Here is a 26,095-nt window from a genome sequence, read left to right as displayed (position 1 = left end):
CCCGCAGCGGACATTCAGGAACGCGCCCGACTCCAGGCCGCGATGTGCACCTCGGCGCTGGACTCCCAGGTGAACTCCTTGGCCCGGTCGAAACCGGCCTTCGCCAGCGCCAACCGGCGCTGCTCGTCGTCGAGCAGGGCGGCCAGGTCGGCGCCGATCTGCTCCGGATCCTCGCTGGTGTACGCCACCGCGTCGCCGCCGACCTCGGGCAGCGACAGCCGGGGGGTGGTCAGCACCGGCGCGGCGCACGCCATCGCCTCGAGGATGGGCAGGCCGAAACCCTCGCCGTAGGACGGATAGGCGGCGACCAGGGCACCGCCGAGGAAGCCGGGCAGGTCGGCGTAGCGCAGGTAGCCGGGGCGCAGCAGGCGCAGGTGCGAGGGGACCTCGGCGACCGCCCGGTCGATGTCGTCGTCGTGCCCCTGACCACCGGCCACCACCAGGGCCGGCGGGTTCTCCCGGTCGGCCACCGCCCGGGCCCAGCCGCGGATCAGGTTGGGCACGTTCTTGCGCGGCTCCTTGGCGCCGAGGAAGGCGATGTAGCTGCTGCCGCCCAGCCCGAGGCGGGCCCGGACCCGGGCCTTCTCCTCCTCGCTCGGCGCGTGGAAGGCCGACTGGTCCACGCCGTGGTAGGCGACGTCGATCCGGGTGGGGTCGGCGTCCAGCAGCCGGATCAGCTCGTCGCGGGTGGCCTTGCTCGGCACGATCACCCGGTCGGCGCGGCGCAGCGAGGTCTTGATGGCGCTGCGGAAGAACGTCCGGCGGGACTTGTCGTAGTGCTCCGGCTCGGTGAAGAAGGTCGCGTCGTGCACGGTCACCGTGACCGGGCAGCCGGCCCGCAGCGGGCAGGTGTAGAACGGCGAGTGCAGCACCTCGGCGCCGACCTGCTGGGCCAGCAGCGGCAGGCCGGTCTGCTCCCAGGCGAGCCGGGCGGGCCGGTGCGCGACCGCGGCCGGCGCCGGCACCACCTCCGCCCCGGGCAGCATCCGGGTGTAACGCTCCAGGTCGGTGCGGAGGCTCACCACGACCAGGTCGATCGCCTGACCGCAGACGGCGCCGAGGGCACCGAGCAGGCCGTCGACGTATCGACCGACACCGCCGCGGTCGGCGGGGACACTCGTGGCGTCGATGAGCACGCGGGGCGGGCGACCGGCGGTCACGGGGCGACTCCTTGCACTGGCGAACCTGTGGGCAACGACACTGCGGGCAAGCCTACGCCGGAGCCCGGGCCGGTCGCTGACTGCGACCCGACCGTACGCCGACTTGTCGTCATCGGGTACGCGGCGCGGCGGCGTATCGTTCGCGTCGATGGCCGACAACATTGCCCGGGTGTTCGCCGACGCGATCGCGCCCGACCCGACCCGACCGCTGCTGACCTGGTACGACGACGCCACCGGCGAGCGCACCGAGCTCTCCGGCGCCACCCTGGCGAACTGGGCGGCCAAGACGGCCAACCTGCTCGTCGACGAGCTGGCCCTCGCCCCCGGCGACACCGCGGGCGTGTTGCTGCCGCCGCACTGGCAGACCGCCGCCGTGCTGCTGGGCTGCTGGTCGGCGAAGCTGACCGTGGTCGACCTCGCGGGCGACGTGGACGTGCTCTTCGCCGCCGTCGACCGGGTCGCCCAGGCGGCGCGCTGGTCGGCCGGCGACTCGTACGCGCTGGCGCTCGACCCGTTCGCGCTGCCGATGCGTCAGGTGCCGGACGGGTTCGCCGACTTCGTGTCGGAGGTCCGCACCCAGGGTGACCACTTCACCCCGTACCCCCAGGGCGGCGAGGCGGACGCGGACCTGCTGGCCCGCGCGGCCCGGCGCGCGGCGGACCTGGGGCTGGCCCCCGGCGACCGGCTCCTGGTCGACGCGACCGCCCACCCCGACCCGGTCGACTGGCTGCTCACTCCCCTGCTCGCCCGAGCGAGCGTGGTCGCCTGCGCGAACCCCGACCCCGCCCGCCTCCCCACCCGCGCCACCACCGAGAAGACCACCCACACCCTCCCCTGACCCGCGCCGCGCGCCCGCCGCCGGGGCGTGGGGCGCGCGGGCGTGACGGGTTACGCGGGGGTGGGGGTGTCGGACTCGGCGCGGCGTTGGGCGAAGGTGGCGAAGGCCGTGAGGGACTCCGGGTTGGCCAGGGCGCCCTTGGCAGCCGCGCTGTCCACCGGGGTGCCGGTGAGGATCTTCTTGACCGGGACCTCGAGCTTCTTCGCGCTCAGGGTGCGCGGGACGGCGCGGACCTGGTGGATCTCGTCGGGCACGTGCCGGGGGGACAGCGCGGTGCGCAGCTCGCGGCAGATCTTCTTCCGCAGGTCGTCGTCGAGCTCCAGGCCCTCGGCGAGCACCACGAAGAGCAGCAGCTCGCCGGCGCCGCCCTCGTCGTCCTCCAGGTGCACCACCACCGAGTCGACGACCTCGTCCAGGCCCTCCACCACCGAGTAGAACTCGGCGGTGCCGAGCCGGACGCCGCCGCGGTTCAGGGTGGCGTCGGAGCGGCCGGTGATCACGCAGCCGCCCCGGTCGTTGATGGTGATCCAGTCACCGTGCCGCCACACCCCGGGATAGACCGAGAAGTACGCCTCGCGGTAGCGCGCGCCGTCCGGGTCGTTCCAGAAGCCCACCGGCATGCTCGGCATCGGCGCGGTGATCACCAGCTCGCCCAGCTCGCCGATGACCGGGGTGCCGTCGGCCGAGCGGGCCTCCACCTTCGCGCCGAGCGCCCGGCAGGCGATCTCACCGGCGTACACCGGCAGCAGCGGCACCCCACCGACGAAGCCGGTGCAGACGTCCGTGCCGCCGGAGAGCGACTGGAGCTGCAGGGTGTCGCCGACGTTCTCGTACACCCAGGTGAAGCCCTCGGCGGGCAGCGGCGCACCGGTCGAGCCGACCCCGCGCAGCGCGGACAGGTCGGCGACCTCCCGCGGCACCAGGCCCGCCTTGCGGCAGGCCAGCAGGTACGGCGCGGAGGTGCCGAAGTACGTGGTGCCGGTCTCCTCGGCCAGCCGCCACAGGCCGCCCAGATCAGGGTGGCCTGGATTGCCGTCGAAGAGCACGATCGTCGCGCCCACCGCCGGCCCGGAGACCAGGAAGTTCCACATCATCCAGCCGGTGGTGGTGAACCAGAAGAACCGGTCGGCCGGGCCCAGGTCGTGGTGCAGGGCGAGCATCTTCAGGTGCTCCAGCAGGATCCCGCCGTGGCCGTGCACGATCGGCTTCGGCAGCCCGGTGGTGCCGGAGGAGTAGAGCACGTAGAGCGGGTGGCCGAACGGCACCGGGGAGAAGGTCAGCGGCTCGTCGGTGTCGGCGGCCAGCTCGGCCCAGTCGAGCGCGCCCTGCGGTGGCGGGCCGGCCGGGTCGAGGTAGCCGATGCCGACGGTGTGCCGCAGCGACGGCAGCGCGGCCCGGATCGCCGCCACCTCGGCGCGCCGGTCGACCGGCTTGTCGCCGTACCGGTAGCCGTCCACCGCGACCAGCACGGTGGGCTCGATCTGCTGCCAGCGGTCGGTGACGCTGCGGGTGCCGAACTCCGGCGCGCAGGACGAGAAGATCGCGCCCAGGCTGGCGGTGGCCAGCAGCAGCACGTACGTCTCGGGGATGTTCGGCGCGTACGCGGCCACCCGGTCCCCGGCGCCCACGCCGAGCCGGCGAAGCCCGGCCGCCACCCGGCGGACCTGCTCGCGCAGCTGCCCGGCGGTCAGCGTGACCGGCGCGCGGGTCTGCCCGTGCGCGATCACCACCGGTTCGTCGTCCGCCCGGCCGGGCATCCGCAGCACGTTCTCGGCGTAGTTGAGGGTGGCGCCCGGGAACCACCGGGCGCCCGGCATGGTCCGGTCGGCGAGGGTCGCCGTCGGCGGGGTGTGCGCGACCACCTCGAAGTGGTCCCAGATCGAGCGCCAGAAGGAGTCCAGGTCGGTCACCGACCACTGCCACAACGCGTCGTAGTCGGCGAACTCAAGCCCCCGGTGCTCGGCCAGCCAGCGCAGGTACGCCCCGATCCGGGACCGCTCGCGTACGTCCGCCGGCGGCGTCCACAGCACGTCAGCCACTGCTCCACCCTCCCTCGGGCCCGGTCACGACACTGTGTGGGCCGTGGCGCCATCTTGCCCTACCGCGCAGCGCCATTCTCCGCACCGGGGGGCGGCCGGGGGGCGTGGCCGGGCCACACCTCCCGGCGGCCGACGGTGTGGCTCAGCCCGCCCGGTGCTCCTGGATCGCCCGGCGCCGGGCCAGCCGGTGCGCCCGGCGGATCTCCGCCTCCTTGAACCGGCGCTCGTCCTCGGCGGTCTCCGGCAGCACCGGCCGGACCGCGCGGGGCGCGCCGCCCACGTCCACCCCGACGAAGACCAGGTACGCGGTGGCCACCCCGACCGGCTCGTCCTCGGCCGAGTCCCACCGCTCGGCGACCACCCGCACCCCGACCTCCATGGAGGTGTTGCCCGTCCAGTTCACCTGGGCGTGCGCGTGCACCAGATCGCCCACCCGGACCGGCTCGGCGAACACGATCTCGTCGATGGACGCGGTGACCGCGGTGCCGCCGCTGTGCCGGGCCGCCGCCGCGCCGGCCACGTCGTCGACGAACTTCATCAGTACCCCACCGTGCACGGACCCGTACAGATTGACATCGACGGCGGTCATGATGCGACTCAGCGTGACGCGGGAGTACGAGGTCGGCTTACCCGGCAGGGTGGAGGGGTGCTCGTTCATGACCGAAACGGTACGGTGCGCGGATGCGACATCTCTGGAGCTTCCTCGCCGGGTTGGTGGTGGCGCCCATCACCTGGGTGCTGGTCACCCTCGGGCAGGACGGGTCGGGCCGGACCGTGCACCGCTGGGTGGAGATCGGCACGTACAGCACGCCCAACCTGATCGAGCCGGCCGTCTACCTGGGCGTCGCCGGCATCCTGCTCGGCCTGCTCGGCACGCTACGTGTCTCACCGCTCGGCCCGCTGGTCGCCGGGCTGCTACTGATCACCCCGTACGTCGGAATGTTCGTCGCCCCGTTCACCGTGCTCGACAAGATCCCGGAGGGACACAAGCTGCTCGGTGACCCGCTGCCGCTGCGCGAACCGGTGCAGGACGGCACCCTGTTCCTGATCGGCCTGCTGCTGTTGGTGGCGGTGTTCAGCGGGCAGCGCTGGCGGCGCTGGCCGCGACCCTCGGCCGGGGCGGAGCTGACCCCGGCCGGTACGCCCACCGACGACACCCCCACCTACACCGACTGGCCCCCGCCGCCCAGCCGCGCCGAGCCGGACACCGCCCCGCTCAGCCTCGGCTACCCGGAGACCCCGACCGAGCCGCTGCCCCGGCGCAGCGGCGGCGAGTCGCCGTGGTCCGCCCCGCCGCGGTACGGCAGCCAGCCCGACCACCCGACCGACCAACGCTGAGACGACAACGGGCGGGCCGGCCCCACCGGCCCGCCCGCCTGACCCGTCGAAGGCGGGGGGCGTGGCCATACCCGCACCCCTGGGACCTGGAGTCAAGCGTTGATCACGCCGTAACCCTGGCCTGAACCTTGGCAAGCTTAACACCTACTTCACACACCGCTTGCCAAGTGCGAAGTTCGGTGATGTCATGGGTTCTGTGATTGCTGACGACGTGATCGAGATGCTCGCCACTCTGCGTCGGATGGGCGGTGAGCCTTCGGGTGTCGAAGCGAAGCGGGCCGCCGAAGGGCTGCCGAAGTCCGTTCGCGAGACGCTCTCCGCCTTCGCGAACACCGACGGCGGGACGCTCCTGCTCGGCGTCGACGAGCAGAGTGGGTTCACCCTCGTCGAGCTGACCGATCCCGCCGGACTCCGGAACGCTCTGGTGCAGATGTCACGAGACGACCTCACACCCCCACTGCGCATCAGCACCGAGATAGTCGAGGTCGACGGGCACCGCTTGGTGGTCGCGGAGGTGCCGCCCACCCCGGCGGACCAGCGTCCGGTCTACGTTACCGCGCAAGGCATCTCCAGCGGGTCATACCTTCGCGGGGGCGACGGCGACCGCCACATGACCCAGGCAGAGATCGCGATGGTCACAGCCGCCCGGACTCAACCGATGTACGACCGCGAACCCGTTGACGGGACCTCTGCGGACGACCTGGACGACGAGGCCGTGCGCCGCACGCTGCGGAGGATGCGGACTGGATACCCGAAGCTCGCGCAGTCCGACGACGCCACCGTCCTCTACCGGCTTGGCATAACGGCGGGGCCCGCAACCGAATCGTCGTTGACGCTCGCCGGGCTCCTGGCCTACGGGCAATTTCCGCAACAGCACTTCCCTCAGCTGATGGTCTCGGTGGTCGTGCACGGCCCGGATCCGGCCTCCGGCGTAAGGTTCCTCGACAACCAGACAGTCCGGGGCTCTATCCCTGAAATGGTCGAGACCACCCTTTTGGTACTCCGCCGCAGCCTCGCAGTCCGCGCAGTCATCAGCGATCACGGTGGACGCATGGATGAGGTCGAGTACCCGCTCGAAGCCGTCCGCGAGGCGGTCGTCAACGCCCTGCTGCACCGCGACTACAGCCCCGTGACGAGAGGCACCCAGGTGCAGGTTGAGCTGTTCCCCGACCGCCTTGTCGTCCGCAGTCCAGGTGGCCTCTACGGGGGCGTCGTCGTCGACGAACTCGGCGAGGAAGGCATCTCGTCGTCGCGCAATGCCGTCTTGGCGAGCCTCCTCGCAGACACCTACCTCCCGTCGTCGAACGAACTCGTCGCCGAGAACCGGTCTTCAGGCATCCCCGCGATGCTCGCTGTAGCGCGACGCCGGGGCCTGCCACGGCCGAACTTCAGGAGTTCCATCTCCAGCTTCGTGGTCACCATGGCCCGCTCCGAACTCCTCAATCCCGAAGTTCGCCGCTGGATCGCCGGTCTGCACGCACACTTGCCCACACCCGCGCATGAGATCGCTCTCGCGATGCTGCGCGAGAACTACCTCACGAACGAGATGCTGCGGCAATGGGGCGTAGACCGCATCGCTGCCGGTCAGGTCCTGAGGGATCTCGTTGACCAAGGACTGGCCGTAAAGGAGGGCGGACGGCGCTACGCACAGTACGTAATCGATCCCACAGCAGCCGGTCGGGCAAAGGAGCCTGACCTCTTCACCAACCTCCTGCCTGACGTCAGCGAGGCGCTCAGGAGCCAGGGAGAAGCGACAGCAGGAGAGCTCGTCGAACTCACCGGACTGTCACGCACCGCCGTCCTCAACCATCTACGCGCGCTGGTCAGGGCTGACACCGTCATCGCCGTCGGAGCAGCACGAAGCCCCAAACGACGATACCGATGGGTCGGATCCCTCCCCACTCACTGAGCGGATGTCCACAGAGGATCCCAACCCCAGGATGTGCCCAGGATGCCTTCGGCCGCCGTGCGGTCGAACGACAACCGGCGACCGGGCCGATAGGTCTCTACCTGCGGAAACGCTCCGGCCCGGGCATCGCCGGAGCGCATCCGTAGATTACTGACATCTCGGCGCCGAACCAACCACTCCGCCGGATAGAGACACGTCATCATCAGCGCTTTGAGCTGCGAAAACAGGGCGGTTTCAGTCCTTCAACAGCTGCCGGGCCATCACGATGCGCTGCACCTGGTTGGTGCCCTCGTAGATCTGGGTGATCTTGGCGTCCCGCATCATCCGCTCGACCGGGTAGTCACGGGTGTATCCGTAGCCGCCGAGCAGCTGCACCGCGTCGGTGGTGATCTCCATGGCTGCGTCCGAGGCGAAGCACTTGGCCGCCGCGCCGAAGTAGGTCAGGTCGGCGTCGCCGCGCTCGGACTTGCCGGCCGCCGCGTAGGTGAGCTGCCGGGCCGCCTCCAGCTTCATGCCCATGTCGGCGAGCATGAACTGGACGCCCTGGAACTCGGCGATCGCCTTGCCGAACTGCTTGCGCTCCTGGACGTAGCCCTTGGCGTAGTCGAGCGCGCCCTGGGCTATGCCGATCGCCTGGGCGGCGATGGTGACCCGGGTGTGGTCCAGGGTCTTCATCGCGGTCGCGAAGCCGGTGCCCTCGGCGCCGATCATCCGGCTCGCCGGGATCCGGACGTTGTCGAGGTAGACCTCGCGGGTCGGCGAGCCCTTGATGCCGAGCTTCTTCTCCGGGGCGCCGAAGCTGACCCCGGCGTCGGACTTCTCGACCACGAAGGCGGAGATGCCGCGCGAGCGGGCTGTGGGATCCGTCACCGCGAAGACCGTGTAGTACTCCGAGACGCCGGCGTTGGTGATCCACCGCTTCACGCCGTTGAGCACCCAGTGGTCGCCGTCGCGGACCGCCCGGGTGGTCATCGACGCGGCGTCGCTGCCCGCCTCGGGCTCGGAGAGGCAGTACGAGAACATCGCGTCACCGGCGGCCACCTTCGTCAGGTACGTCCGCTTCAGCTCCTCGGAGCCGGCCAGGATCAGCGGCATGGTGCCGAGCTTGTTGACCGCCGGGATCAGCGAGGACGACGCGCAGGCGCGCGCCACCTCCTCGATCACGATGGCCGTGGCCAGCGCGTCCGCGCCCGCACCGCCGTACTCGACGGGGATGTGCGGGGCGTGGAAGTCCGCGGCCCGCAGGGCGTCGTACGACGCCTTGGGGAACTCGCTGGTCTCGTCCGCCTCGGCGGCGTTGGGGGCCACCTTCGCGGCACAGACCTCACGGACCGCCTCGCGGATCGCCTCGTGCTCCTCGGGCAACCGGTAGACGTCGAACGACTGCTCTGCGGCCATGTCGGCCCTCCCCTTTCACCGCTATCATGCGCAGTCTGTGGCGACCGGAGGTCGCCGACTGCCGCAGACTGAAGGATAGCCACCACGATTACCCCCTACGTTACCGGCGGGTAGGCCCACGCCCGACGGGCGGCCACCCGGCAGAACTACCCTCAGCAGAGACAGGTTTCCCCATCGGTGCCCGGCCACGGCGCCGCAGCCGAACGCGACGCAAGGAAGCGCCGCCAGTGCGAGCGGAGAAGACAGGCGTGACGATCCCGTACCCGAACATTCAGCCGGCGCCGGTCATCGCCCCGGTGACGCCCCCGTCGGGTGCCGCCCGTCCCCGGGTCACCTTCCTGGGCACCGGCTATCTCGGCGCGACGTACGCCATCTGCTACGCCGAGCTGGGCTACGAGGTCCTCGGCTTCGACGTGGACGCCGACAAGATCGCCAAGCTGAACGCCGGCGAGGTGCCGATCCACGAGCCCGGCCTGGACGAGCTGCTGCGGCGCAACCTGGCCGCCGGCCGGCTGCGGTTCTCGACCGACATGGCGGAGACCGCCGAGTTCGGCGACGTGCACTTCATCTGCGTCGGCACCCCGCAGCGGGCCGACGGGATGGGCGCCGACCTGTCGTACGTCGAGGCGTCGGTGACCGCGCTGGCCCAGCAGCTGACCCGCAAGGCGCTGATCGTCGGCAAGTCCACCGTGCCGGTCGGCACCGCCGAGTGGGTGGAGCAGTTGGTCGGCAAGCACACCCCCGCCGACCTGGGCGTCGAGGTGGCGTGGAGCCCCGAGTTCCTCCAGGAGGGCTTCGCCGTCGACGACGTGCTGCGCCCCAACCGGATCGTGGTCGGCGTCAAGAGCGAGTGGGCGAACAGCATGCTCTACGCCGCCCACAAGGGCGTCTTCGACCTGGCCGCCACCGAGGACCGGGAGGTCCCCATGGTGGTCACCGACTTCGCCACCGCGGAGCTGGTCAAGGTCGCCGCGAACGCCTTCCTGGCCACCAAGATCTCGTTCATCAACGCGATGGCCGAGGTCTGCGAGGCCTCCGGCGGCGACGTCACCCAGCTGGCCCGGGCCATCGGGTACGACCCCCGGATCGGCAACCGGTTCCTCCAGGCCGGCCTCGGCTTCGGCGGCGCCTGCCTGCCCAAGGACATCCGCGCGTTCCAGGCCCGGGCCCAGGAGCTGGGCGCCGGCGAGGCGCTGCGCTTCCTGCACGAGGTCGACCTGATCAACCTGCGTCGGCGTACCCGGGTGCTGCAGCTCGCCGCCGAGCTGCTCGGCCGCCGGTCCGGCCCGGCCGGGCCGGACTTCTCCGGCACCCGGATCGCGGTGCTCGGCGCCACCTTCAAGCCCAACACCGACGACGTCCGCGACGCTCCGGCGCTCGCCGTCGCCGCACTGCTCGCGAAGGCCGGCGCCGACGTGCACGTGTACGACCCGCAGGGCACCGAGAACGCCCGCCGGGTCGCCCCGGAGCTGACCTACGAGGCCAGCATGAACGACGCCGTCACCGGCGCCGACCTGGTCTGCGTGCTCACCGAGTGGGCGGACTTCCGCAACGCCGACCCGATCGCCCTGGGCGAGCTGGCCGCCGGCCGCAAGGTGGTCGACGGTCGCAACTGCCTGGACTCGGCACTGTGGACCCAGGCCGGCTGGGAGTACCGCGGGATGGGCCGCCCCTGACCGGGCAGTGACCCTCGTCACCTGACGCGCCGGCCGGGAGTACGCCTCCTGAGCCGGCGCGTCTCGTCGTACCGCCGGAAGTTTGCCGACCCGGACGCGCCAGGTGTCGAAATCCTCGCCGGGGCAGGGCATGCTTCGACAGTGGGAGTCCACAGTGCGGGCCAGCCGGGTGGAGGGGTGTCGTGGAGAGCTTTCGGTGCTCCTCGTGCGGTCGGGAGATAACGCCCGCCGTCCGCTGCCCGCACTGCGGCGCCGAGCAGCCGCAGTGGCACGACCACCTGGCGGAGATCGAGCGGTCCATCGCGGAGATGAAGGCGCGCGACGCCGAGATCGCCCGCGAGCAGCGGCAGATCGCCGCGAAGATGCAGGCCGCCCTCTTCCAGCGGGACATCCTCGCCCACGCCGGTGAGGAACGCACCCGGCAGACCACCCGCCCGCGCCGGGTGCTGCGCCGCAAGGCCGACCGTCGGCCGCCCACGGCGGCCACCGGAGCGCCGCCCCGGGTGCCCCGCCAGGGCAGCGTCCCGCCCGGCGCGGACGAGCCGCCGCCGTCCCGGCCCCGGGTCGCCGCCTGGCTGGACGACGACCCGGCGCACCCGCCGGAGGCGTCCTCGCGCGAGGTGCAGAACATCCCGCTCGGCCTGGGCGCGCTGCTGCTGGCCGTCGCCGCGGTGGTCTTCGCCGCCGTGGCCACCAGCTCGATGGACGCGCTGGCCCGGCTCGGAATCCTGCTGCTGGCCACCGTGCTGCTGCTGCTCGCCCCACCGGTGCTGGTCAAGCGGGGGCTCAGCTCCACCGCCGAGACCATCGCCACCGTCGGCCTGCTGCTGGTGCCGCTGGCCGGGTACGCGCTCTGGGCGGTGAACCGGATCGGCGGCGGCCCCTCCGGGGCGGTCTTCTCCGGCCTGATCTTCGCGGTCACCGCCGCCGTGGCGCTCGGCTACGCCGCCGGCACCGGGCTGCGCGCGCCCCGGTTCGCCGCCGTGGTCGCCGCCCAGCCGGTGGTGCCGCTGCTGGCGTTCGAGCGGCTGACCAGCGCGCAGGGCTGGGCGGTGGCGCTGACGGTGGTCGCCCTGCTCGACCTCTGGCTGGCCAACTCCGGCGTACTGCTGGAGCGACCGCCCGCCCCGGCCACCGGCTCCGACCGGGTCGGCCGGACCGGCCGGTCGAAGGCCCCCCGGCAGCGCGCCGCCGCCGACGGTCGGCCCGAGGGCGCGCCCGAGGAGGCCGGCGAGGTGCTCGGCGCCGAGCCGGCCACCCCGGGCGGCACGGCCCGCCCGGTGCCGTGGCTGCCCCAGCTGGCCTGGGGGCTGCACGGGGTGGCCGGGTCGCTCGCCCTGGCGTACGCGGTCTCCGCGCTGCTGCGCGCGGCCACCGTGCCGGCCGCCACCGGGGCCGGGCTGACCCTGCTGCTGGCCGCGGGGGTGGCCCTCGCCGGCACCCTGGTGCTCGGCCGTCCACCCCTGCCCGACCTGGGCGCCGGCATCATGACCCTCGCCGTGATCGGCGCGTTCGGGCGGATCGCCTCGGTCGCCGTACCCGGTCAGGCCCTCCTGCTGATCGCCGCGGTGATCACCCTGACCGGGCTGGCCGTCCGGGCCGTACCGGCGACGGCCCGGCGCGGTCCGCAGCTCGCGTCGGCGGCGGCGCTCACGGTCAGCGGCCTGGTGGTGGCCGGCGGCGCGCTGCGCGCCGGGCTGGCGCCGGCGCAGGCCGCGCTGCCGGTCTGGTCGGCGGACCTGGACCGGTTCCGCGGCACCCTGGTCGAGTCCCTCGGGGGCGCCGACCGGCAGCTCGCCGGCGCGGCGCTGCTGCTGACCGTCGCCGCGGTGCTGGCCCTGCCGGCAGAGATCCGGCGCGAGTTCGCGGTGGTCGGCGCGGGGCTGACCGCGCTGGCCGTGCCGGCGTCGTTCGCGCTCGGCTGGGCGGCCGCACCGTGGCCGATGGTGCTGACCGCGGTCGCCGTCGGCGTGTTGGGGCTCACCGCCGGCACCACCCGGGCCGCCCTGGCGCACGCCGGCACGGCCACCGTGGTCGGCGTGATCGGCGCCGCCGCGGCGCTGAGCCGGCCGGCGCTGACCGCCGCCGCGCTGGCCACCCTGATGCTGGCCGGGGTGCTGGTGGCGCTGGCGCCCCGGGTACGGCTCGCCCCGGTCGCGGCCGACACGCTGTCCGGCTGGGCGGCGGGTGGGGCCGCCTTCGCGCTGCCCGGCGCGGTGGCCGCCTTCGTCGCCGCCACCGAGCCGGCCGGCCCGGCGCCCACTCCGGCGGTGCTGCGCGAGCTGACGGTCCCGATCCTGGCGGCCAGTTTCCTCGCGGTCTGCGTGACCCTCGGGTACGCCGCCATGGTGCGGGTCGCGCAGCGGCACATCAGCCTGCCGCACGCCGTCGGCACCGGGCTGGGCGCGCTCGCGGTCGTCGGCGCCGCCTTCTTCGCTCCCGGGCGGACCGCGGCCGACGCCTGGGTCGCCGGGTTGGTGCTGGTCGCCACGCTGCTGGTGCTCTTCGCCGGCCAGGTGGACGCGGGTCGACGGTCCGACCTCACCGTGGACGGCGCCGACCTGGCCGCCGGGGCGGCCACCGTCGCGCTGATCGCCACGCTGGCCCGGATCGCCGCGGTGATCTCGCCCGGCGGGCAGCTCGCGGTGGCCGCCGGGCTGGTGCTGCTGGTGGCGGTGGCCGCCCGGGCCATGCCGCCGGAGTGGCGACGCGGGCCGGTGCTGGGCATCGCCGCCGGCGGCGCGCTGATCGGCGCGCTGGCCGGTTGGTCCGCCCTGCGCGGTGGGGTCGGCGTGCTGGCCACCCCGGGGGCCATCTGGTCCGGCGACCTGACCGGCTGGCCGGCCGCGCCGACCGGCGGCTCCACCTGGCAGGCCCCGGTCGCGCTGCTGCTGCTCGCGGTCGCCGCCGGGATCCTGCTCCCGCCGCCCTGGCGGTACGACGTGGCCGGCGCGGCGGTGGTGCTCGCCACGATCGGGGTGCCCGCCGCCTTCGACCTGCCGTGGTGGTCGCCGGTGCTGGTGGGGCTGACCGTGGCCACCATCGTCGGGATGGCCGCGGTGGCCTCGATCGACCCGCGGGCCGCCGTGTCCCGGGCCACGGTCGCCGGGGTGATCGCGCTGCACGCCGCGGGTGCCGGGCTGGTCCGCCCGTGGACCACCGCGCTGGCGCTGGGCGGCATCGCGCTGATCGGCCTGACCGTGGCCGCGCTGGCCCGGGTGTACGCCCCGTCGCTGGTGGAGAACGTCGAGACCGAGGGCATGCCGCCGCACCTGGTGCAGATCGGCGGCCTGGCCGGCGGCGCGGCGCTGTTGGCGCTGCCCGGGGCGGTCGCCGCGCTGGCCGCCGAGCTCGGCAACCCGGCCCAGGTGGTGCTGACCGGTGCGCTGGCGGCGTCCAGCTTCGGGCTGGCCGGGGTGGCCGCCGTACGCCGGCAGGTGCCGCAGTACCTGCCGTACGCGAGCGCCGCGATCGTCGGTGGCGCCACGGTCAGCGCGCTGGCGGCGATCTTCGCCGGCCTGCCGTCCGGGGTGTTCGCCGCCGCGGCGGCGCTGCTCGGGGTGCTCGCCGAGCTGGTCCGGGCGGCCACCGTCCCGCCGATCGGCTCGGCGCAACCGGTCCGCCGGTGGGCGGTGCTGCTGGACGGGGCGCTCAGCCGGCTGCCGGACGACGGCACCGGTCCGCGCCGCTGGCGACTGAACCCGGCCACCGGGGCGCTCGGCGCGGCGGCGCTGCCGACCCTGCTGGCGCTGGCGTCGCTCGCCCCGCTGCTCTACGTGGCGCTGGTCGAGCCGTACCGGATGCTCGACCACGTCTGGCAGGGGCCACCGCCGGAACTGCTCGGCCCGCCGCCCGAGGCGGTGGACCCGACGCACGTGCTGACCGCGCTGCTGCTCACCGCGACCGCGGCGCTGGCCGCCACCGGGTTCAGCGGCGGGCGGCGGTCCCGCGCGGTGCCGGTGGTGCTGCCCGGGCTGGCGGTGACCATGCTGATCACCCCGGTCGCCCTCGGCCGGGCCTGGCCGGAGAACACGCTGGCCGCGCTGGCGGTCTTCACGGTGTCGATGCTGGGTCTGGCGCTGACCCCGCCGCCGGCGCTGGTCGAGCGGGCCCGCTCGCTGCGGGTGGCCCGGGTGCTGGTCTTCGCGATCGGGCTGGCCGCCGGCGGCGCCGGGCTGGCCGGTGGCCTGCCGGACCGGCGGCTGACCCTGATCACGCTCGGCGGCGCGGTGGCGGTGGGCGTGGTCGCCGCGCTCGTCGGCACCACCCAACGGGCACGGATCCTGGGCTGGCTCTTCGCCTCGCTGATGGCGCAACTCTTCGCGCTCACCCTCGGTCTGGTCGTCGGCCTCGCCGCGGTCTGGTCGGCGTTCGGGGTGCTGGCCGTGGGGGCGGTGCTGCAGGTCTTCGCGGCCACCCTGCCGCGGCTGCGGCACCCCGAGGCGCAGCGCGAGGCGGCCACCGTGGAGTGGAGCGGGTACGCCGCCGCGCTGATCGCGCTGGCGCTGGCGTACGACTCGCCCCGGCACATCGCCGCGCTGCTGGCGGCCTGGGGCGCCGTCCTCGGGCTGGCGGCGAGCCGGCCGGGGCGCCGACCGGTGGAGCGGCAGATCCTGTTCTGGGCGGTGGTGGGGTGCGAGATCACCGCCTGGTGGATCACCATCCGGGTGGCGGAGGTGGCGCTGCCCGAGGCGTACACGCTGCCGTTCGCGGCGCTCGTCCTGCTGGTCGGGCTGATCGAGCTGCGGCACCGACCGGACCTGTCCAGCTGGGTGGCGTACGGCCCGGCGCTGATCACCGCCTTCGTGCCGACGCTGGCGATCGTGCTGGCCACTGACTCCAGCATGCTGCGTCAGGTGCTGCTGCTGCTCGGCGCCGTGGCGGTGCTGATCTTCGGGTCGAGCAGCCGCCAGCAGGCGCCGGTGATCGTCGGCGCGTCGGTCACCGCGATCGCCGCCGTGCACGCTCTGTTCAGCCTCGGACCGTGGCTGGTGCTGATCCCGGTCGGGCTGGTGCTGCTGGTGCTGGGGGCGAGCAACGAGCGCCGCCGCCGGGCCCAGGACCGGCTGCAGAACGCCCTGCGCGCCATGCGGTGAGCTACGCGGCCACGGAGGCGGAGTGGCCGGAACTGGTCGACGGCGCCGCGGTCTGCCAGCGACGAACCTCGCCCGGCCCGACGAGCCTCGCCCGGCCCGACGAGCCTCGCCCGGCCTGACGAACCGAGTCGAGCCGCTTCGACGAGCCTGCGCGGTTCGACGAGCTGGAGCGGTTCGATGAGCTGGAGCGGATGCACCGTCAGCTACCGAGAGTAAGCAAGGCCGGACCCCTGACCACATCCGCTCGCGCGCTTTGCTCTGCTGCCATCGACGCGACAGACACTCTCGGTCATGGCAGTACGTAAGTGCGGCGCAGGCCAGCGCACACGTTTGCCCAGCTCATCGCGGTGATGCGTGGATGGCAGCAGAGCAAAGGGGCCAAGCCGGTGAATGGCACGACCTCCGGAAGACTACGAAGAGCAACGCCACTGTGGCAGTTACGCGCCGCTACGCGGCTGACCCCGGACCCCGGACCCCGGCCCCGCGGTCAGGCCAGCGAGGCCCGCAAGGCCGCGTCCTTCTCCTCGACCAGGGTCTCCAGGGCGGCCTGGAACTGCATCATCCGCTCGCGCAGCACGGGGTCGCCGGCGGCCAGGATGCGGACGGCGAGCAGGCCGGCGTTGCGGGCGTTGCCGATCGACACCGTGGCCACCGGCACGCCGGCCGGCATCTGCACGATGGACAGCAGCGAGTCCATCCCGTCCAGGTACTTCAGCGGCACCGGCACGCCGATCACCGGCAGCGGCGTCACCGAGGCGATCATGCCGGGCAGGTGGGCGGCGCCGCCGGCCCCGGCGATGACCACCTGGAGGCCCCGGTCGGCGGCGGACCGGCCGTACTCGATCATCTTGACCGGCGTGCGGTGGGCCGAGACGACCGCGACCTCGTAGCCGACCCCGAACTCGTCGAGCGCCTCGGCGGCGGCCCGCATCACCGGCCAGTCGGAGTCGCTGCCCATGATCACACCGACGGTGCTCACGTCGTGCTGCCTCTCGTCGAAGGGTGCGGTCACTCGCGGCCGTCGCGCAGCCAGCGGGCCGCCCGCGCGGCCCGGGCCCGTACGTCGTCCAGGTCGTCGCCGAGCACGGTGACGTGCCCGATCTTGCGGCCGGGACGCACCTGCTTGCCGTACAGGTGGACCTTGGCACCGGGCTCGGCGGCGAACAGGTGGTGCAGCCGCTCGTCGATCGAGATCCCGCCCGGCTCGCCACCGAGCACGTTCGCCGACACCACCACGGGGGCGGTCAGCGAGGTGTCGCCCATCGGGTAGTCGAGCACCGCCCGCAGGTGCTGCTCGAACTGCGACGTCCGGGCGCCCTCGATGGTCCAGTGGCCTGAGTTGTGCGGGCGCATCGCCAGCTCGTTGACCAGGATCACCGGCCGGCCGGCGGCGTCGGCCACCTCGAACAGCTCCACCGCCAGCAGGCCGACCACGTCGAGCGCGGTGGCCAGGTCGATGGCGAGCTGCTGGGCGGCCAGCGCCAGCTCCTCGGAGAGCCCGGGGGCGGGGGCGAGGACCTCGACGTTGATCCCGTCCCGCTGCACGGTCTCGACCACCGGGTACGCGGCGACCTGCCCGAACGGCGAGCGGGCCACCTGGACGGCCAGCTCCCGCCGCAGCGGGACCCGCTCCTCCACGATCAGCGGGGTGCCGCCGGCGAGCAGCGTGGCGACCAGCTCCTCGGCCTGCCCGGCGTCGTCGACCGGCCACACGCCCCGACCGTCGTAGCCGCCCCGGGCCGCCTTGAGCACCACCGGCCAGCCGCGCTGGTCACCGAAGGCGATCAGGTCGGCGGGCGTCTCGACCGGGCGCCAGGCCGGGCCGGGCGCCCCCAGCGCGGTCAGCCGCTCGCGCATCACCCGCTTGTCCTGCGCGTGCCGCAGCGCGTCCGCGCCGGGGAACACCTTCGCCCCCTCGGCGGCCAGCGCCCGGACGTGCTCGTTGGGCACGTGCTCGTGGTCGAAGGTGACCACGTCGCAGTTCTTCGCGAAGGTACGCAGGGCGGCCAGGTCGGTGTGGTCGCCGTACTGGACGTCGGCCGCGACCAGGGCAGCGCCGTCGTCGGGGGTGAGCGCCAGCACGCGCAGCGACTGGCCGAGGGCGATGGCGGCCTGGTGGGTCATCCGGGCCAGCTGGCCACCGCCCACCATGCCGACGACGGGCAGACCGGTACGGGAATCCATAGCGCGGTCAGCCTATCCGGCCCACGGGCGCCGACGGCCGGGAGGTCAGCCCGCGGAGTTGACCAGGACGTGCCGGGGCCCGGCGGTCACCTCGCGGGCGGTGGCCCGGGCGATCAGCGCCGACCCGACGACGGTCGGGGCCAGCCAGGCCACCAGGTTTCCGTGGGTGGTCTGGACGGCGAAGCCGGTCACGAAGGCGATGATCGTGCTGCCCATCAGGTTGAGGTGCCACACCCGCCAGCCCCGGCGGCCCAGGCCGGCGGGGCGGCGGCGGGCGAACCACAGGCCGCCGACCAGCCAGCTCAGGGTCAGCGCGCCGAGCAGCGCGAGGCCCCACAGCCCGGCCGGGTCGTACGCGAAGAGACCGAAGGCGCTGAGGCTGAGGGTGACGGCGGCGCCGGCGTAGACCCGGCCGAGCAGGGTGTGCCGGCCGCGCCGCTTGGGCGCGAGGACCACGGGCAGGGCGAGCAGCAGCCCGGTGGCGCCGCTGACGGCGTGGATCACGACGAGAACTGTGTGCATGACACCCCTCCCCCGTCGACCTCCCATTGTGGGAGGTCGCACCTCCATCTTGCGACCTGACAAAATGGCATGTCAAGCGATTCGAAGGAGCACACCGAATGACCGACCGGCCGCTCAACGCCACCGCCGCCTCGCTGCTGGGCTTCCTGCACGACGGCCCGATGACCGGCTGGGACCTCGTCGAGTACGCGCAGCGCCGGATCGGCGCCTTCTGGTCGCTCACCCAGAGCCAGGTGTACCGGGAACTCACCGCGATGGCCGCCGCCGGCCTGGTCCGAGCCGGCGAACGCGGGCGCCGGGACCGCAAGCCGTACGAGATCACCGACGCCGGCCGCGCCGCGTTCACGGCCTGGGCGGAGAAGGCGCCCGGGCCGGAGAGCATCCGCTTCCCGCTGCTGCTGAGCGTGCTCTTCGGCGGGCACCTGCCCGCGGAGCGGCTGGCCGGGTACGTCGCCGCGCACCGGGCCACCCACGCCGCCCGGCTGGCCGACTACGAACGCGCCGCCGCCGAGCTCCCGGCCGAGGCCGCGGCGACCGACCCGTACTCGACGGCCACCCTGCGGTTCGGGCTGCGCTACGAGCGCGCGGTGCTGGAGTGGTTCGACGAGCTGCCGACGTCGATCGCCGGTCCGCCGTCGGGCGGCGAGCCGAACGACGGGGTCACCGGGGAGGTCAGCGGGGGCTGAGCTGGGCCACCAGGTCGTCGACCGAGGTCACCGGCCGCTGGCAGACGAAACCCCGGCAGACGTACGCGGTGGGCCGCCCGTCGACCCGGGGACGGTCGGCGAGCAGCGGCACCCCGGGCTGGTCCGGCCGACCGGCGACCACCACCGCGCCGGGCGGGGCGTACCGGTGCGCAGCGGCGACCAGCGGGTCGGTCTCCGGGTCGTCGGTGACCACCGCGATCTCGTACGGCCCGGACAGCAGCGCCTCGCCGGCGGTGGCCGCGTACCCGGTGAAGCGGGCGTGCCGGCCGACGATCGGCGCGATGGTCGACAGCGCCGCCTCGGCGGCCTCCCGGTAGCGGGTCTCCCCGGTCAGCGCCGCGTATGCGGTGAGCGCCGCGACGATCGCCGAGCGCCCGGACGGCGTGGCGTTGTCGGTCGGATCGGCCGGCCGGGTGACCAGCCGCTCGGCGTCGTCCGCGGTGTCATAGAACCCGCCGTCCGGCGCGGCGAACCGGGCCAGCGCCACGTCGAGCAGCTGCCCGGCCAGCTCCAGCCAGCGCCCCTCGCCGGTGAGCTGGTGCAGCGCGCAGAACGCCTCGGCGACACAGCCGTAGTCCTCCAGCACGCCGGCCGGCTCGCCGACGACCTTGTCCCGGGAGGCGCGCCGCAGCCGACCGTCCACGATGTGTACGCCTGCCAGCAGCTCGGCCGCGTCGCGCATCGCCCCGTCGGCGACGATGGCGACCCCGTCCATCAGGTTGGCGTCCTCGTCGGCCGGGTCCACGTGCAGGGCGGCGACCTGGAGGAACTCGGCGATCGCGGTGATCGCGAGGCCGTTCCAGGCGGCCACCACCTTGTCGTCGCGGGCCGGCTGCGGGCGGGTGTCCCGGGCGGCCAGCAGGCGGCCGACGACGTCCCGCCAGCGCTGCCGGATCTCCGGGTCGGCGTCGTCCACGTCCCGGGCCAGCCGCAGCACGCTCGTGCCGTGCTCAAAGGTGCCACCATCGGTGACCTGGAACAGGTCGGCGGCCCATCGGCCGTCGTCCTCGCCCAACGCCTCGACCAGCTGGGCCGGCGTCCACGCGTAGGTGAGCCCCTCGACGCCGTCGGTGTCGGCGTCCAGCGCGGAGGCGAAGCCGTCACCGGGCCGGTGCAGCTCGTCGGCGAGGAACCGGGCGGTGTCCCGGGCCACCCGGCGGGCCAGCCGGTCACCGGTCAGCCGCCACAGCTGGGTGTAGACCCGCAGCAGCAGCGCGTTGTCGTAGAGCATCTTCTCGAAGTGCGGGACGGTCCAGTGGCCGTCCACCGAGTAGCGGGCGAAGCCGCCGGCGAGCTGGTCGTGGATGCCGCCGCGGGCCATCGCCTCGCAGGTGTGCCGGACGATCTCCAGGCTGCGGGCCGAGCCGGTACGCTGGTGGTGGCGCAGCAGGAACAGCAGGTTCATGTGCGGCGGGAACTTGGGCGCCCCACCGAAACCGCCGTTCGTCTCGTCGTACTCACTGGCGAGCTGCGCGGCGGCGGCGTCGAGCAGCTCGGCGGTGAGCGGGGCGGTGGGGCCGCCGACGGCCTGGGCGCCGCCGATCGCCTCGACCACCGCGGCGCCCTGCTTGACCACGGCGTCGCGCTGGTCGCGCCAGGCCGCGGCGACGGACTGCAGCAGCCGGACGAAGTTGGGCTTCGGGAAGTAGGTGCCGCAGAAGAACGGGGTGCCGTCCGGGGTGGCGAAGACCGTCATCGGCCAGCCGCCCTGCCCGGTCATCGCCTGGGTGGCGGTCATGTAGACGGCGTCGACGTCCGGCCGCTCCTCGCGGTCCACCTTGATCGCCACGAAGCCGTCGTTGACCAGCCTGCCGACCGCCTCGTCCTCGAACGACTCGTGGGCCATCACGTGGCACCAGTGGCAGGCGGCGTAGCCGACCGAGATCAGCACCGGCACGTCCCGCCGTTTCGCCTCGGCGAACGCCTCGTCGCACCAGGGCCACCAGTCGACCGGGTTGTCCGCGTGCTGGAGCAGGTACGGCGAGGTGGCGTCGGCGAGTCGGTTCACCCGACGACCATATCCACCCCCGGCCGACCCCGCCGGAGCGAGCCGGGACAGGGTGTCAGGAGGCGCCGTCGGCGCGGAGGGGGAAGACGTTGGACTCCGCGGAGTCGCGCAGGGTGCCGAGGACGGCGCCGATCTTGTCGGCCGGCATCGGCTTGAAGAAGTGGTAGCCCTGGGCGGCGGTACAGCCCAGCTCGGCCAGGGCGATCCGCTGCTCGGCGGTCTCCACCCCCTCGGCCACCACCCGCAGGCCCAGCTCGTGGGCGAGCCCGACGGTGGCCCGGACGATCGCCGCGGCCTCCGGCGAGTCGGCCATCCGGATCACGAACGACCGGTCCACCTTCAGCTCGTCCACCGCGATCCGAGTGACGAAGGACAGCGACGAGAAGCCGGTGCCGAAGTCGTCCACGGCCAGCTGGACACCCATCGACCGCAGGGTGGCCAGCACCTCGTCGATCACCTCCAGCTCGCTCATCACCACCGTCTCGGTGATCTCCAGGACCAGCCGGTGCGGCGGCACCTGGTGCCGGCGCAGCGCGTCGGCGATCTCCGCCGGCAGGCGCGGGTCGAGCAGGCTGCGCGCCGACAGGTTCACCGAGATCGGCACGTTCAGGCCGTCGCGCGCCCAGTCGGCGGCCACCCCGAGCGCCTTGTCCAGCACGTACCGGGTGAAGGTGCCCAGCTGATCGCTGTGCTCCACCGGGCGGATGAAGTCCGCCGGGCCCAGCAGGCCGCGCCGCGGGTGCCGCCAGCGGATCAGCGCCTCCACGCCGGTGGGCGCGCCGGTGGCCAGGTCCACCGCCGGCTGCAACGCCAGCACCAGCTGGTCGTCGGCGGCCAGCGCCTCGCGCAGCTCCGCCAGCAGCGCCAGCTGGTCGGTGCTCGCCGCGTCCCGGGAGCTGTCGTACGCGGCGACGCTGCCGCCGCCCTCCTTGGCCTGGTACATCGCGATGTCGGCCCGGCGCAGCAGCTCGGTCAGGTCGGCGGTGCCCGCGCCGGCCACCACCACGCCCACCGACACCTCGACCGACATCCGCACCCCGGCCACCTCGGTCGGCGCGGCGAGCCGCTCGGCGATCTCCCGGGCCTGGCGCAGCGCGTACGCCATCGGAGCGGTGCGGTCCCCGACCACCGGGACCGACGTCAACAGCAGGGCGAACTCGTCGCCGCCGAGCCGGCCGAGCAGGTCACCGGGGCGGGCCAGCGCGCCCAGCCGGGTGCCGGTGAGCCGCAGCAACTGGTCGCCAGCGGCGTGCCCGAGGGTGTCGTTGACCTCTTTGAACTGGTCGATGTCGAGCAGCAGCAGGGCGACCGGGTGGTCGTGGGCGAGCTGCCGCAACGCCTGGTCGCCCTTGCTGAGCATGGCGGCCCGGTTCGCCAGCCCGGTCAGCGCGTCGTGCACCGCCTCGTACGACGACCGGGCGCTGACCAGCCGCAGCTCCCGGTGGGTGGCCGCGTCGTGCAGCGCGGCGGCCAGCGCGTCGGAGAAAGCCGCGACGGCGTCCCGTTCCCGGGGGCTGGGCGGCGCGGACGCGGGGAACCGGACCCGCAGCTCGCCGACCCGGACGTCGCCGACGCTCAGCGGCCGGGTCAGCTCGTGCTCACCGGTCGCCGGCCGGCCGGGCGGGTCGACGTCCCGGTCGCGGACCTGGCCGGAGGCGTCGCCGCGGTACCGGTGCCAGCGACCGTCGGCGCGCGCCACGTCCACCTCGACCAGCTCCGCGCCGAACAGGGCGAGCCCGCCGGCCACGGCGGCCGTCGCCACCCCGCGCTCGTCGAGCTGGTTGAGCGCCGCGGTGGCCTCGGCGAAGGCCCGCCAGGTGCGCCGCTCCTGATCGGCCCGCAGCCGGTGCCGGTAGGTCTGCTGCAGCAGCCAGAGCAGCGGCGGGAGCAGCAGCAGCCAGCGGGGGTCGATCTCCATCAGCGCGACCACGACCAAGCCGACCGCGACATTGCCGACGAACATCAGCAGCTTGCCGCGCAGCGCGGTGAACACCGGCGGGCCGATCGCCACGGCGTGCCGCAGCGCGAGGGTGGCGCCGCCCAGGAAGGCGGTGGCCAGCAGGTAGGCGACCGAGCCGGCGATCAGGGCGACGGCCAGCGCCGGGGTGGGCGCGGCCAGCAGCGGGTCGCCGAGGCCGGTGGCGACGGCCACCGCGAGGGCGACGGCGGCGGTCAGCGACGCCGCGATCCGCACCACCTCGGACACGGGTCGCCCGTCGGCGGCCAGCGACATGGCCGTCCACGCGGCCCCCACGCCGAGCAACGCGGCGGCCGGCAACCAACCGGCGGGCACCAGGTAGAGGCAGACGATCAGGGCCGCCTCGCCCCAGGTGAGGCTGACCATGCCGGTGGCGGCGCGGAAGCGCAGCCGGGCGAGCTGGGCCACGGCGAACGCGGTGACCGCGATGCCGAACCGGGCCGGCCCGGGCAGCGGGTCGTCGGGCGGCAGCTGTGCCGGCATGGTCGCCCCGAGCAGCACCGCCGCCAGCGCGGTGACGGTGACGGCGGCGGTGAGCAGGAGGACCCGCGGTGGCGTGCCGGCCCCGGGGCCGCCGTCGGGCTCAACGGCGCCGCCGGAGGTCACCGATCCCCTCCGTCCGCCGACGCCCGGACGGCGCGGTGGACGGACGCAGCTGCGACGGTCATGGCGCCCCCCCTTCCGCGCACGGCTCAGGGACTTTCGGTCCCCCCGGCGGAAGGCTAAGCCAATCCGGGTGGACGCAACAGGGGGCGACGACCCGGATCGGCGTGAATCACGCCCCGACTACCCGTTCCGGCGCTGCTGGTGCCCATTGGGGGTGTTCGGGTGTGATTCCTGCGCCGGTGCCGCGTCCGACGGATCGACGGCCGACGAGTCGGCCCGGGTCGGGTCGACCGGCCGCTCGGGCGCGGGGAACCGGTCGGGCAGCCGGCGGAGCCGGGCGTTCATGTTGCGGATCAGCAGGACGGTGGCGATGGCCAGGACGACGATGAGGAACAGGCCCATCGGCCCGGCCAGACCACCCGAGCGGGTGTCACCGAAGTTGTTCTCCGCGAGCACCTGGGCGGCGGTCAGCATGGTGGTTCTCCGATGTGCGGTGGGGTTTCAGCGTAGCCCCGTGGCCGGTCAGCGGGCATGGGCGGTCTCGCGCACCCCGGCGAACAGGTCGGACTCGGGCAGCGGGCTGTCCACCACCGAGCGGGCCAGCTGGAAGTCCTCGGTCGGCCAGGCCCGCTGCTGCAGCTCCATCGGGACGTGGAACCAGAAGCCGTCCGGGTCGACCTGGGTGGCGTGCGCCCGCAGGGCGTCGTCGCGGACCGGGAAGTACTCCGCGCACTCGACCCGGGTGGTGATCCGCGGGCCCTTGTCGGGCCGGTCCTCCCAGCGCTTGAGCCACTCCTGGTACGGCGACTCCAGCCCGGCCGCGAGCATGCCCTCGTGCAGCGCCATGACCTTGCCCCGGGAGAAGCCGATGTCGTAGTAGAGCTTCAGCGGCTGCCAGGGCGCGCCCAGCTCGGGGTAGCGCTCCGGGTCGCCGGCCGCCTCGAAGGCGGCCACGCTGACCTTGTGGCACATGATGTGGTCGGGGTGCGGGTAGCCGCCCTCCTCGTCGTACGTGGTGACCACGTGCGGACGGAACTGGCGCATCAGCTTCACCAGCGGCCCCGCGGCCACCTCGACGTCTTGCAGGGCGAAGCAGCCCTCGGGCAGCGGGGGCAGCGGGTCGCCCTCGGGCAGGCCCGAGTCGACGAAGCCGAGCCAGGCCTGCTCGATGCCGAGGATCGCCCGGGCGGCGTCCATCTCGGCGCGGCGGATCTCGCCGATGTTGGCCCACACGTCGGGCCGGTCGAGCTTGGGGTTGAGCACGCTGCCGCGTTCCCCGCCGGTGCACGTCACGACCAGGACGTCCACGCCCTCGGCGACGTATTTCGCGGTGGTCGCGGCACCCTTGCTCGACTCGTCGTCGGGGTGCGCGTGCACCGCCATGAGACGCAACTGCTCTGCCAACGTGGGCGCTCCTCGTCTGTGCCCGCCACAGCGGAACTGACCTGCCATGACCGGCTCAGCTCCGGGCTGGGAAGATGGACTCTGCCATTCTTGCCGATGCCCCCGACAACGACGCCAGGAGATACCCACCGGTGACCGAGACGCACGCCACAGTTCCGCCCGGCGCGCCGGTGTTCCCGCCCGGTCGGTACGGCCGCCGCCGGGAACCCGCACGCCGCGGCCCGTTGCTGTCCTGGCTGCTGGTCGCCGCCCTGGCCGCCGGCCTGACCCTGGCCGCGGTGCAGCTCTACGGCCGGTACGGCGACCCGACCTACCGGCCCGAGGTGATCACCTACACGGACGTCACAGACACCGGGGTACGGGTCGACTTCCGGGTCACCGTGCCGGCGGGCGGCTCGGCGGTGTGCCAGCTGCGCGCCCGCTCCCGCGAGGGCGCCGAGGTGGGCCGGCGGCAGGTGACCGTGGCCGCCGCGCCCGGCCAGCGACACCTGACCGCCTCGGAGCGGATCGACACCACCGCGCGCCCCTTCGTCGGCGAGGTGACCCGCTGCCGGGCGCCCGGCTGAACGCGCCGCTGACCAGCACCAACGGTCACCGCGGCGGTGCCAGCCGTGACCGACGCCGCTGCGGGGTGTGGCGCGCTGGTAACTTGGTAGTTCACCTGTCAGCCAGTTTCCGCACGATCGAGGAGTTCGCCGGTGTCCACCAATGACAACGAGGCGCCCGCCACCTGGCTGTCCCAGGACGCGTACGACCGCCTGCAGGGTGAGCTCGACGAGCTGATCGCCAACCGGCCGGTCATCGCCGCCGAGATCAACGCTCGGCGCGAGGAGGGCGACCTGCGGGAGAACGGTGGCTACCACGCCGCCCGCGAGGAGCAGGGCAAGGCCGAGGGCCGGATCCTTTACCTCAAGGAGCTGCTGCGGACCGCGCAGGTCGGCGAGGCGCCGACGGCGGACGCGGTGTCGCCCGGCATGGTGGTGACGATCTACTTCGACGACGACAAGGACGACACCGAGACGTTCCTGCTCGGCTCGCGAGAGATCTCCTCCACCACCGAGCTGACCGTCTACAGCCCCGAGTCCGCGCTGGGCAAGGCGATCCTGGGCGGCCGGGCGGGGCAGACCTGCACCTACACCGCGCCCAGCGGCGCGGAGATCAAGGTGACGGTGGTCAGCTTCGAGCCGTTCGCCGGCTGAGGCGCCGCCGCCGGGTCCGCGCGACCCGGCGGC

The 26,095-nt window shown here is 73.7% G+C and carries 19 protein-coding genes; 8 read left to right on the top strand and 11 right to left on the bottom strand.

From position 1 onward, the window contains the following. Positions 1-14 precede the first annotated feature (14 nt). Positions 15-1,160, bottom strand: coding sequence for a glycosyltransferase family 4 protein (locus tag ACFY3U_RS25825; protein ID WP_387206254.1), 1,146 nt, complete (start codon positions 1,158-1,160; stop codon positions 15-17). Between the two features lie 148 nt (positions 1,161-1,308). Between ACFY3U_RS25825 and ACFY3U_RS25820 the strand changes: the two genes are divergently transcribed. After that, positions 1,309-1,998: a TIGR03089 family protein gene (locus ACFY3U_RS25820; protein WP_387206252.1), complete on the top strand. Its 690-nt coding sequence runs from the start codon at positions 1,309-1,311 to the stop codon at positions 1,996-1,998. Positions 1,999-2,048: 50 nt separating this feature from the next. Here ACFY3U_RS25820 and ACFY3U_RS25815 read toward each other — a convergent pair whose 3' ends face one another. Beyond that, positions 2,049-4,037, bottom strand: a complete 1,989-nt coding sequence (locus ACFY3U_RS25815) for an acetoacetate--CoA ligase (RefSeq protein ID WP_387206250.1) — start codon at positions 4,035-4,037, stop codon at positions 2,049-2,051. Between the two features lie 142 nt (positions 4,038-4,179). Beyond that, positions 4,180-4,695, bottom strand: coding sequence for an acyl-CoA thioesterase (locus ACFY3U_RS25810; protein ID WP_387206248.1), 516 nt, complete (start codon positions 4,693-4,695; stop codon positions 4,180-4,182). A 23-nt stretch (positions 4,696-4,718) separates the two neighbouring features. On the opposite strand from ACFY3U_RS25810, the gene ACFY3U_RS25805 reads away from it, so the two are divergent. Then, positions 4,719-5,375, top strand: coding sequence for a hypothetical protein (locus tag ACFY3U_RS25805; protein WP_387206246.1), 657 nt, complete (start codon positions 4,719-4,721; stop codon positions 5,373-5,375). 187 nt (positions 5,376-5,562) lie between these two features. Next, positions 5,563-7,284, top strand: a complete 1,722-nt coding sequence (locus ACFY3U_RS25800) for an ATP-binding protein (protein ID WP_387206244.1) — start codon at positions 5,563-5,565, stop codon at positions 7,282-7,284. 234 nt (positions 7,285-7,518) lie between these two features. On the opposite strand, the gene ACFY3U_RS25795 is transcribed toward ACFY3U_RS25800, so the two are convergent. Continuing rightward, on the bottom strand, positions 7,519-8,682 hold the full coding sequence (locus tag ACFY3U_RS25795; RefSeq protein WP_387206242.1) for an acyl-CoA dehydrogenase family protein: 1,164 nt from the start codon (positions 8,680-8,682) through the stop codon (positions 7,519-7,521). Between the two features lie 248 nt (positions 8,683-8,930). Here ACFY3U_RS25795 and ACFY3U_RS25790 point away from each other — a divergent pair, with 248 nt between their 5' ends. Beyond that, a complete protein-coding gene (locus ACFY3U_RS25790; RefSeq protein WP_387206241.1) occupies positions 8,931-10,358 on the top strand; it encodes a UDP-glucose dehydrogenase family protein in 1,428 nt (475 codons plus the stop codon). A gap of 182 nt (positions 10,359-10,540) precedes the next feature. After that, positions 10,541-15,454: an SCO7613 C-terminal domain-containing membrane protein gene (locus ACFY3U_RS25785; RefSeq protein WP_387206239.1), complete on the top strand. Its 4,914-nt coding sequence runs from the start codon at positions 10,541-10,543 to the stop codon at positions 15,452-15,454. 487 nt (positions 15,455-15,941) lie between these two features. On the opposite strand, the gene purE is transcribed toward ACFY3U_RS25785, so the two are convergent. Genes purE through ACFY3U_RS25770 form a run of 3 tightly spaced genes read right to left on the bottom strand, consistent with a single transcriptional unit; the run spans position 15,942 to position 18,160 of the window. After that, positions 15,942-16,433, bottom strand: a complete 492-nt coding sequence (purE, locus tag ACFY3U_RS25780) for a 5-(carboxyamino)imidazole ribonucleotide mutase (RefSeq protein ID WP_387206237.1) — start codon at positions 16,431-16,433, stop codon at positions 15,942-15,944. Positions 16,434-16,462: 29 nt separating this feature from the next. Continuing rightward, positions 16,463-17,638, bottom strand: coding sequence for a 5-(carboxyamino)imidazole ribonucleotide synthase (locus tag ACFY3U_RS25775; RefSeq protein WP_387206235.1), 1,176 nt, complete (start codon positions 17,636-17,638; stop codon positions 16,463-16,465). A gap of 45 nt (positions 17,639-17,683) precedes the next feature. After that, positions 17,684-18,160 carry a hypothetical protein gene (locus ACFY3U_RS25770; protein ID WP_387206233.1) on the bottom strand — a complete coding sequence of 159 codons (477 nt, stop codon included), beginning with the start codon at positions 18,158-18,160 and terminating at the stop codon, positions 17,684-17,686. 98 nt (positions 18,161-18,258) lie between these two features. Here ACFY3U_RS25770 and ACFY3U_RS25765 point away from each other — a divergent pair, with 98 nt between their 5' ends. Then, entirely contained in the window at positions 18,259-18,846 is a 588-nt protein-coding gene (locus ACFY3U_RS25765; protein WP_387206231.1) for a PadR family transcriptional regulator, read from the top strand. Here ACFY3U_RS25765 and ACFY3U_RS25760 read toward each other — a convergent pair. The 4 genes from ACFY3U_RS25760 to mca all read right to left on the bottom strand — a co-directional run bounded on the left by ACFY3U_RS25760 (position 18,833) and on the right by mca (position 24,863). Further along, a complete protein-coding gene (locus ACFY3U_RS25760) occupies positions 18,833-20,875 on the bottom strand; it encodes a thioredoxin domain-containing protein (RefSeq protein ID WP_387206229.1) in 2,043 nt (680 codons plus the stop codon). The two genes, ACFY3U_RS25765 and ACFY3U_RS25760, sit on opposite strands and share 14 nt — an antisense overlap. A gap of 55 nt (positions 20,876-20,930) precedes the next feature. Continuing rightward, positions 20,931-23,336 carry a putative bifunctional diguanylate cyclase/phosphodiesterase gene (locus tag ACFY3U_RS25755; RefSeq protein WP_387206306.1) on the bottom strand — a complete coding sequence of 802 codons (2,406 nt, stop codon included), beginning with the start codon at positions 23,334-23,336 and terminating at the stop codon, positions 20,931-20,933. Between the two features lie 303 nt (positions 23,337-23,639). Next, positions 23,640-23,933 (bottom strand): hypothetical protein, encoded by a 294-nt coding sequence (locus ACFY3U_RS25750; protein ID WP_387206227.1) that lies wholly within the window; start codon positions 23,931-23,933, stop codon positions 23,640-23,642. 48 nt (positions 23,934-23,981) lie between these two features. After that, entirely contained in the window at positions 23,982-24,863 is an 882-nt protein-coding gene (mca, locus tag ACFY3U_RS25745) for a mycothiol conjugate amidase Mca (RefSeq protein ID WP_387206225.1), read from the bottom strand. Positions 24,864-24,994: 131 nt separating this feature from the next. Between mca and ACFY3U_RS25740 the strand changes: the two genes are divergently transcribed. Both ACFY3U_RS25740 and greA read left to right on the top strand, forming a co-directional pair. Then, positions 24,995-25,429 (top strand): DUF4307 domain-containing protein, encoded by a 435-nt coding sequence (locus tag ACFY3U_RS25740; protein ID WP_387206223.1) that lies wholly within the window; start codon positions 24,995-24,997, stop codon positions 25,427-25,429. 132 nt (positions 25,430-25,561) lie between these two features. Next, positions 25,562-26,062, top strand: a complete 501-nt coding sequence (greA, locus tag ACFY3U_RS25735) for a transcription elongation factor GreA (RefSeq protein ID WP_387206221.1) — start codon at positions 25,562-25,564, stop codon at positions 26,060-26,062. Positions 26,063-26,095: the final 33 nt, after the last annotated feature.

Source organism: Micromonospora sp. NPDC000089, from assembly GCF_042899365.1.
Classification (GTDB): Bacteria; Actinomycetota; Actinomycetes; order Mycobacteriales; family Micromonosporaceae; genus Micromonospora.
Note: the sequence above shows the minus strand (reverse complement) of the source record. Positions and strands in the feature narration are given on the sequence as shown.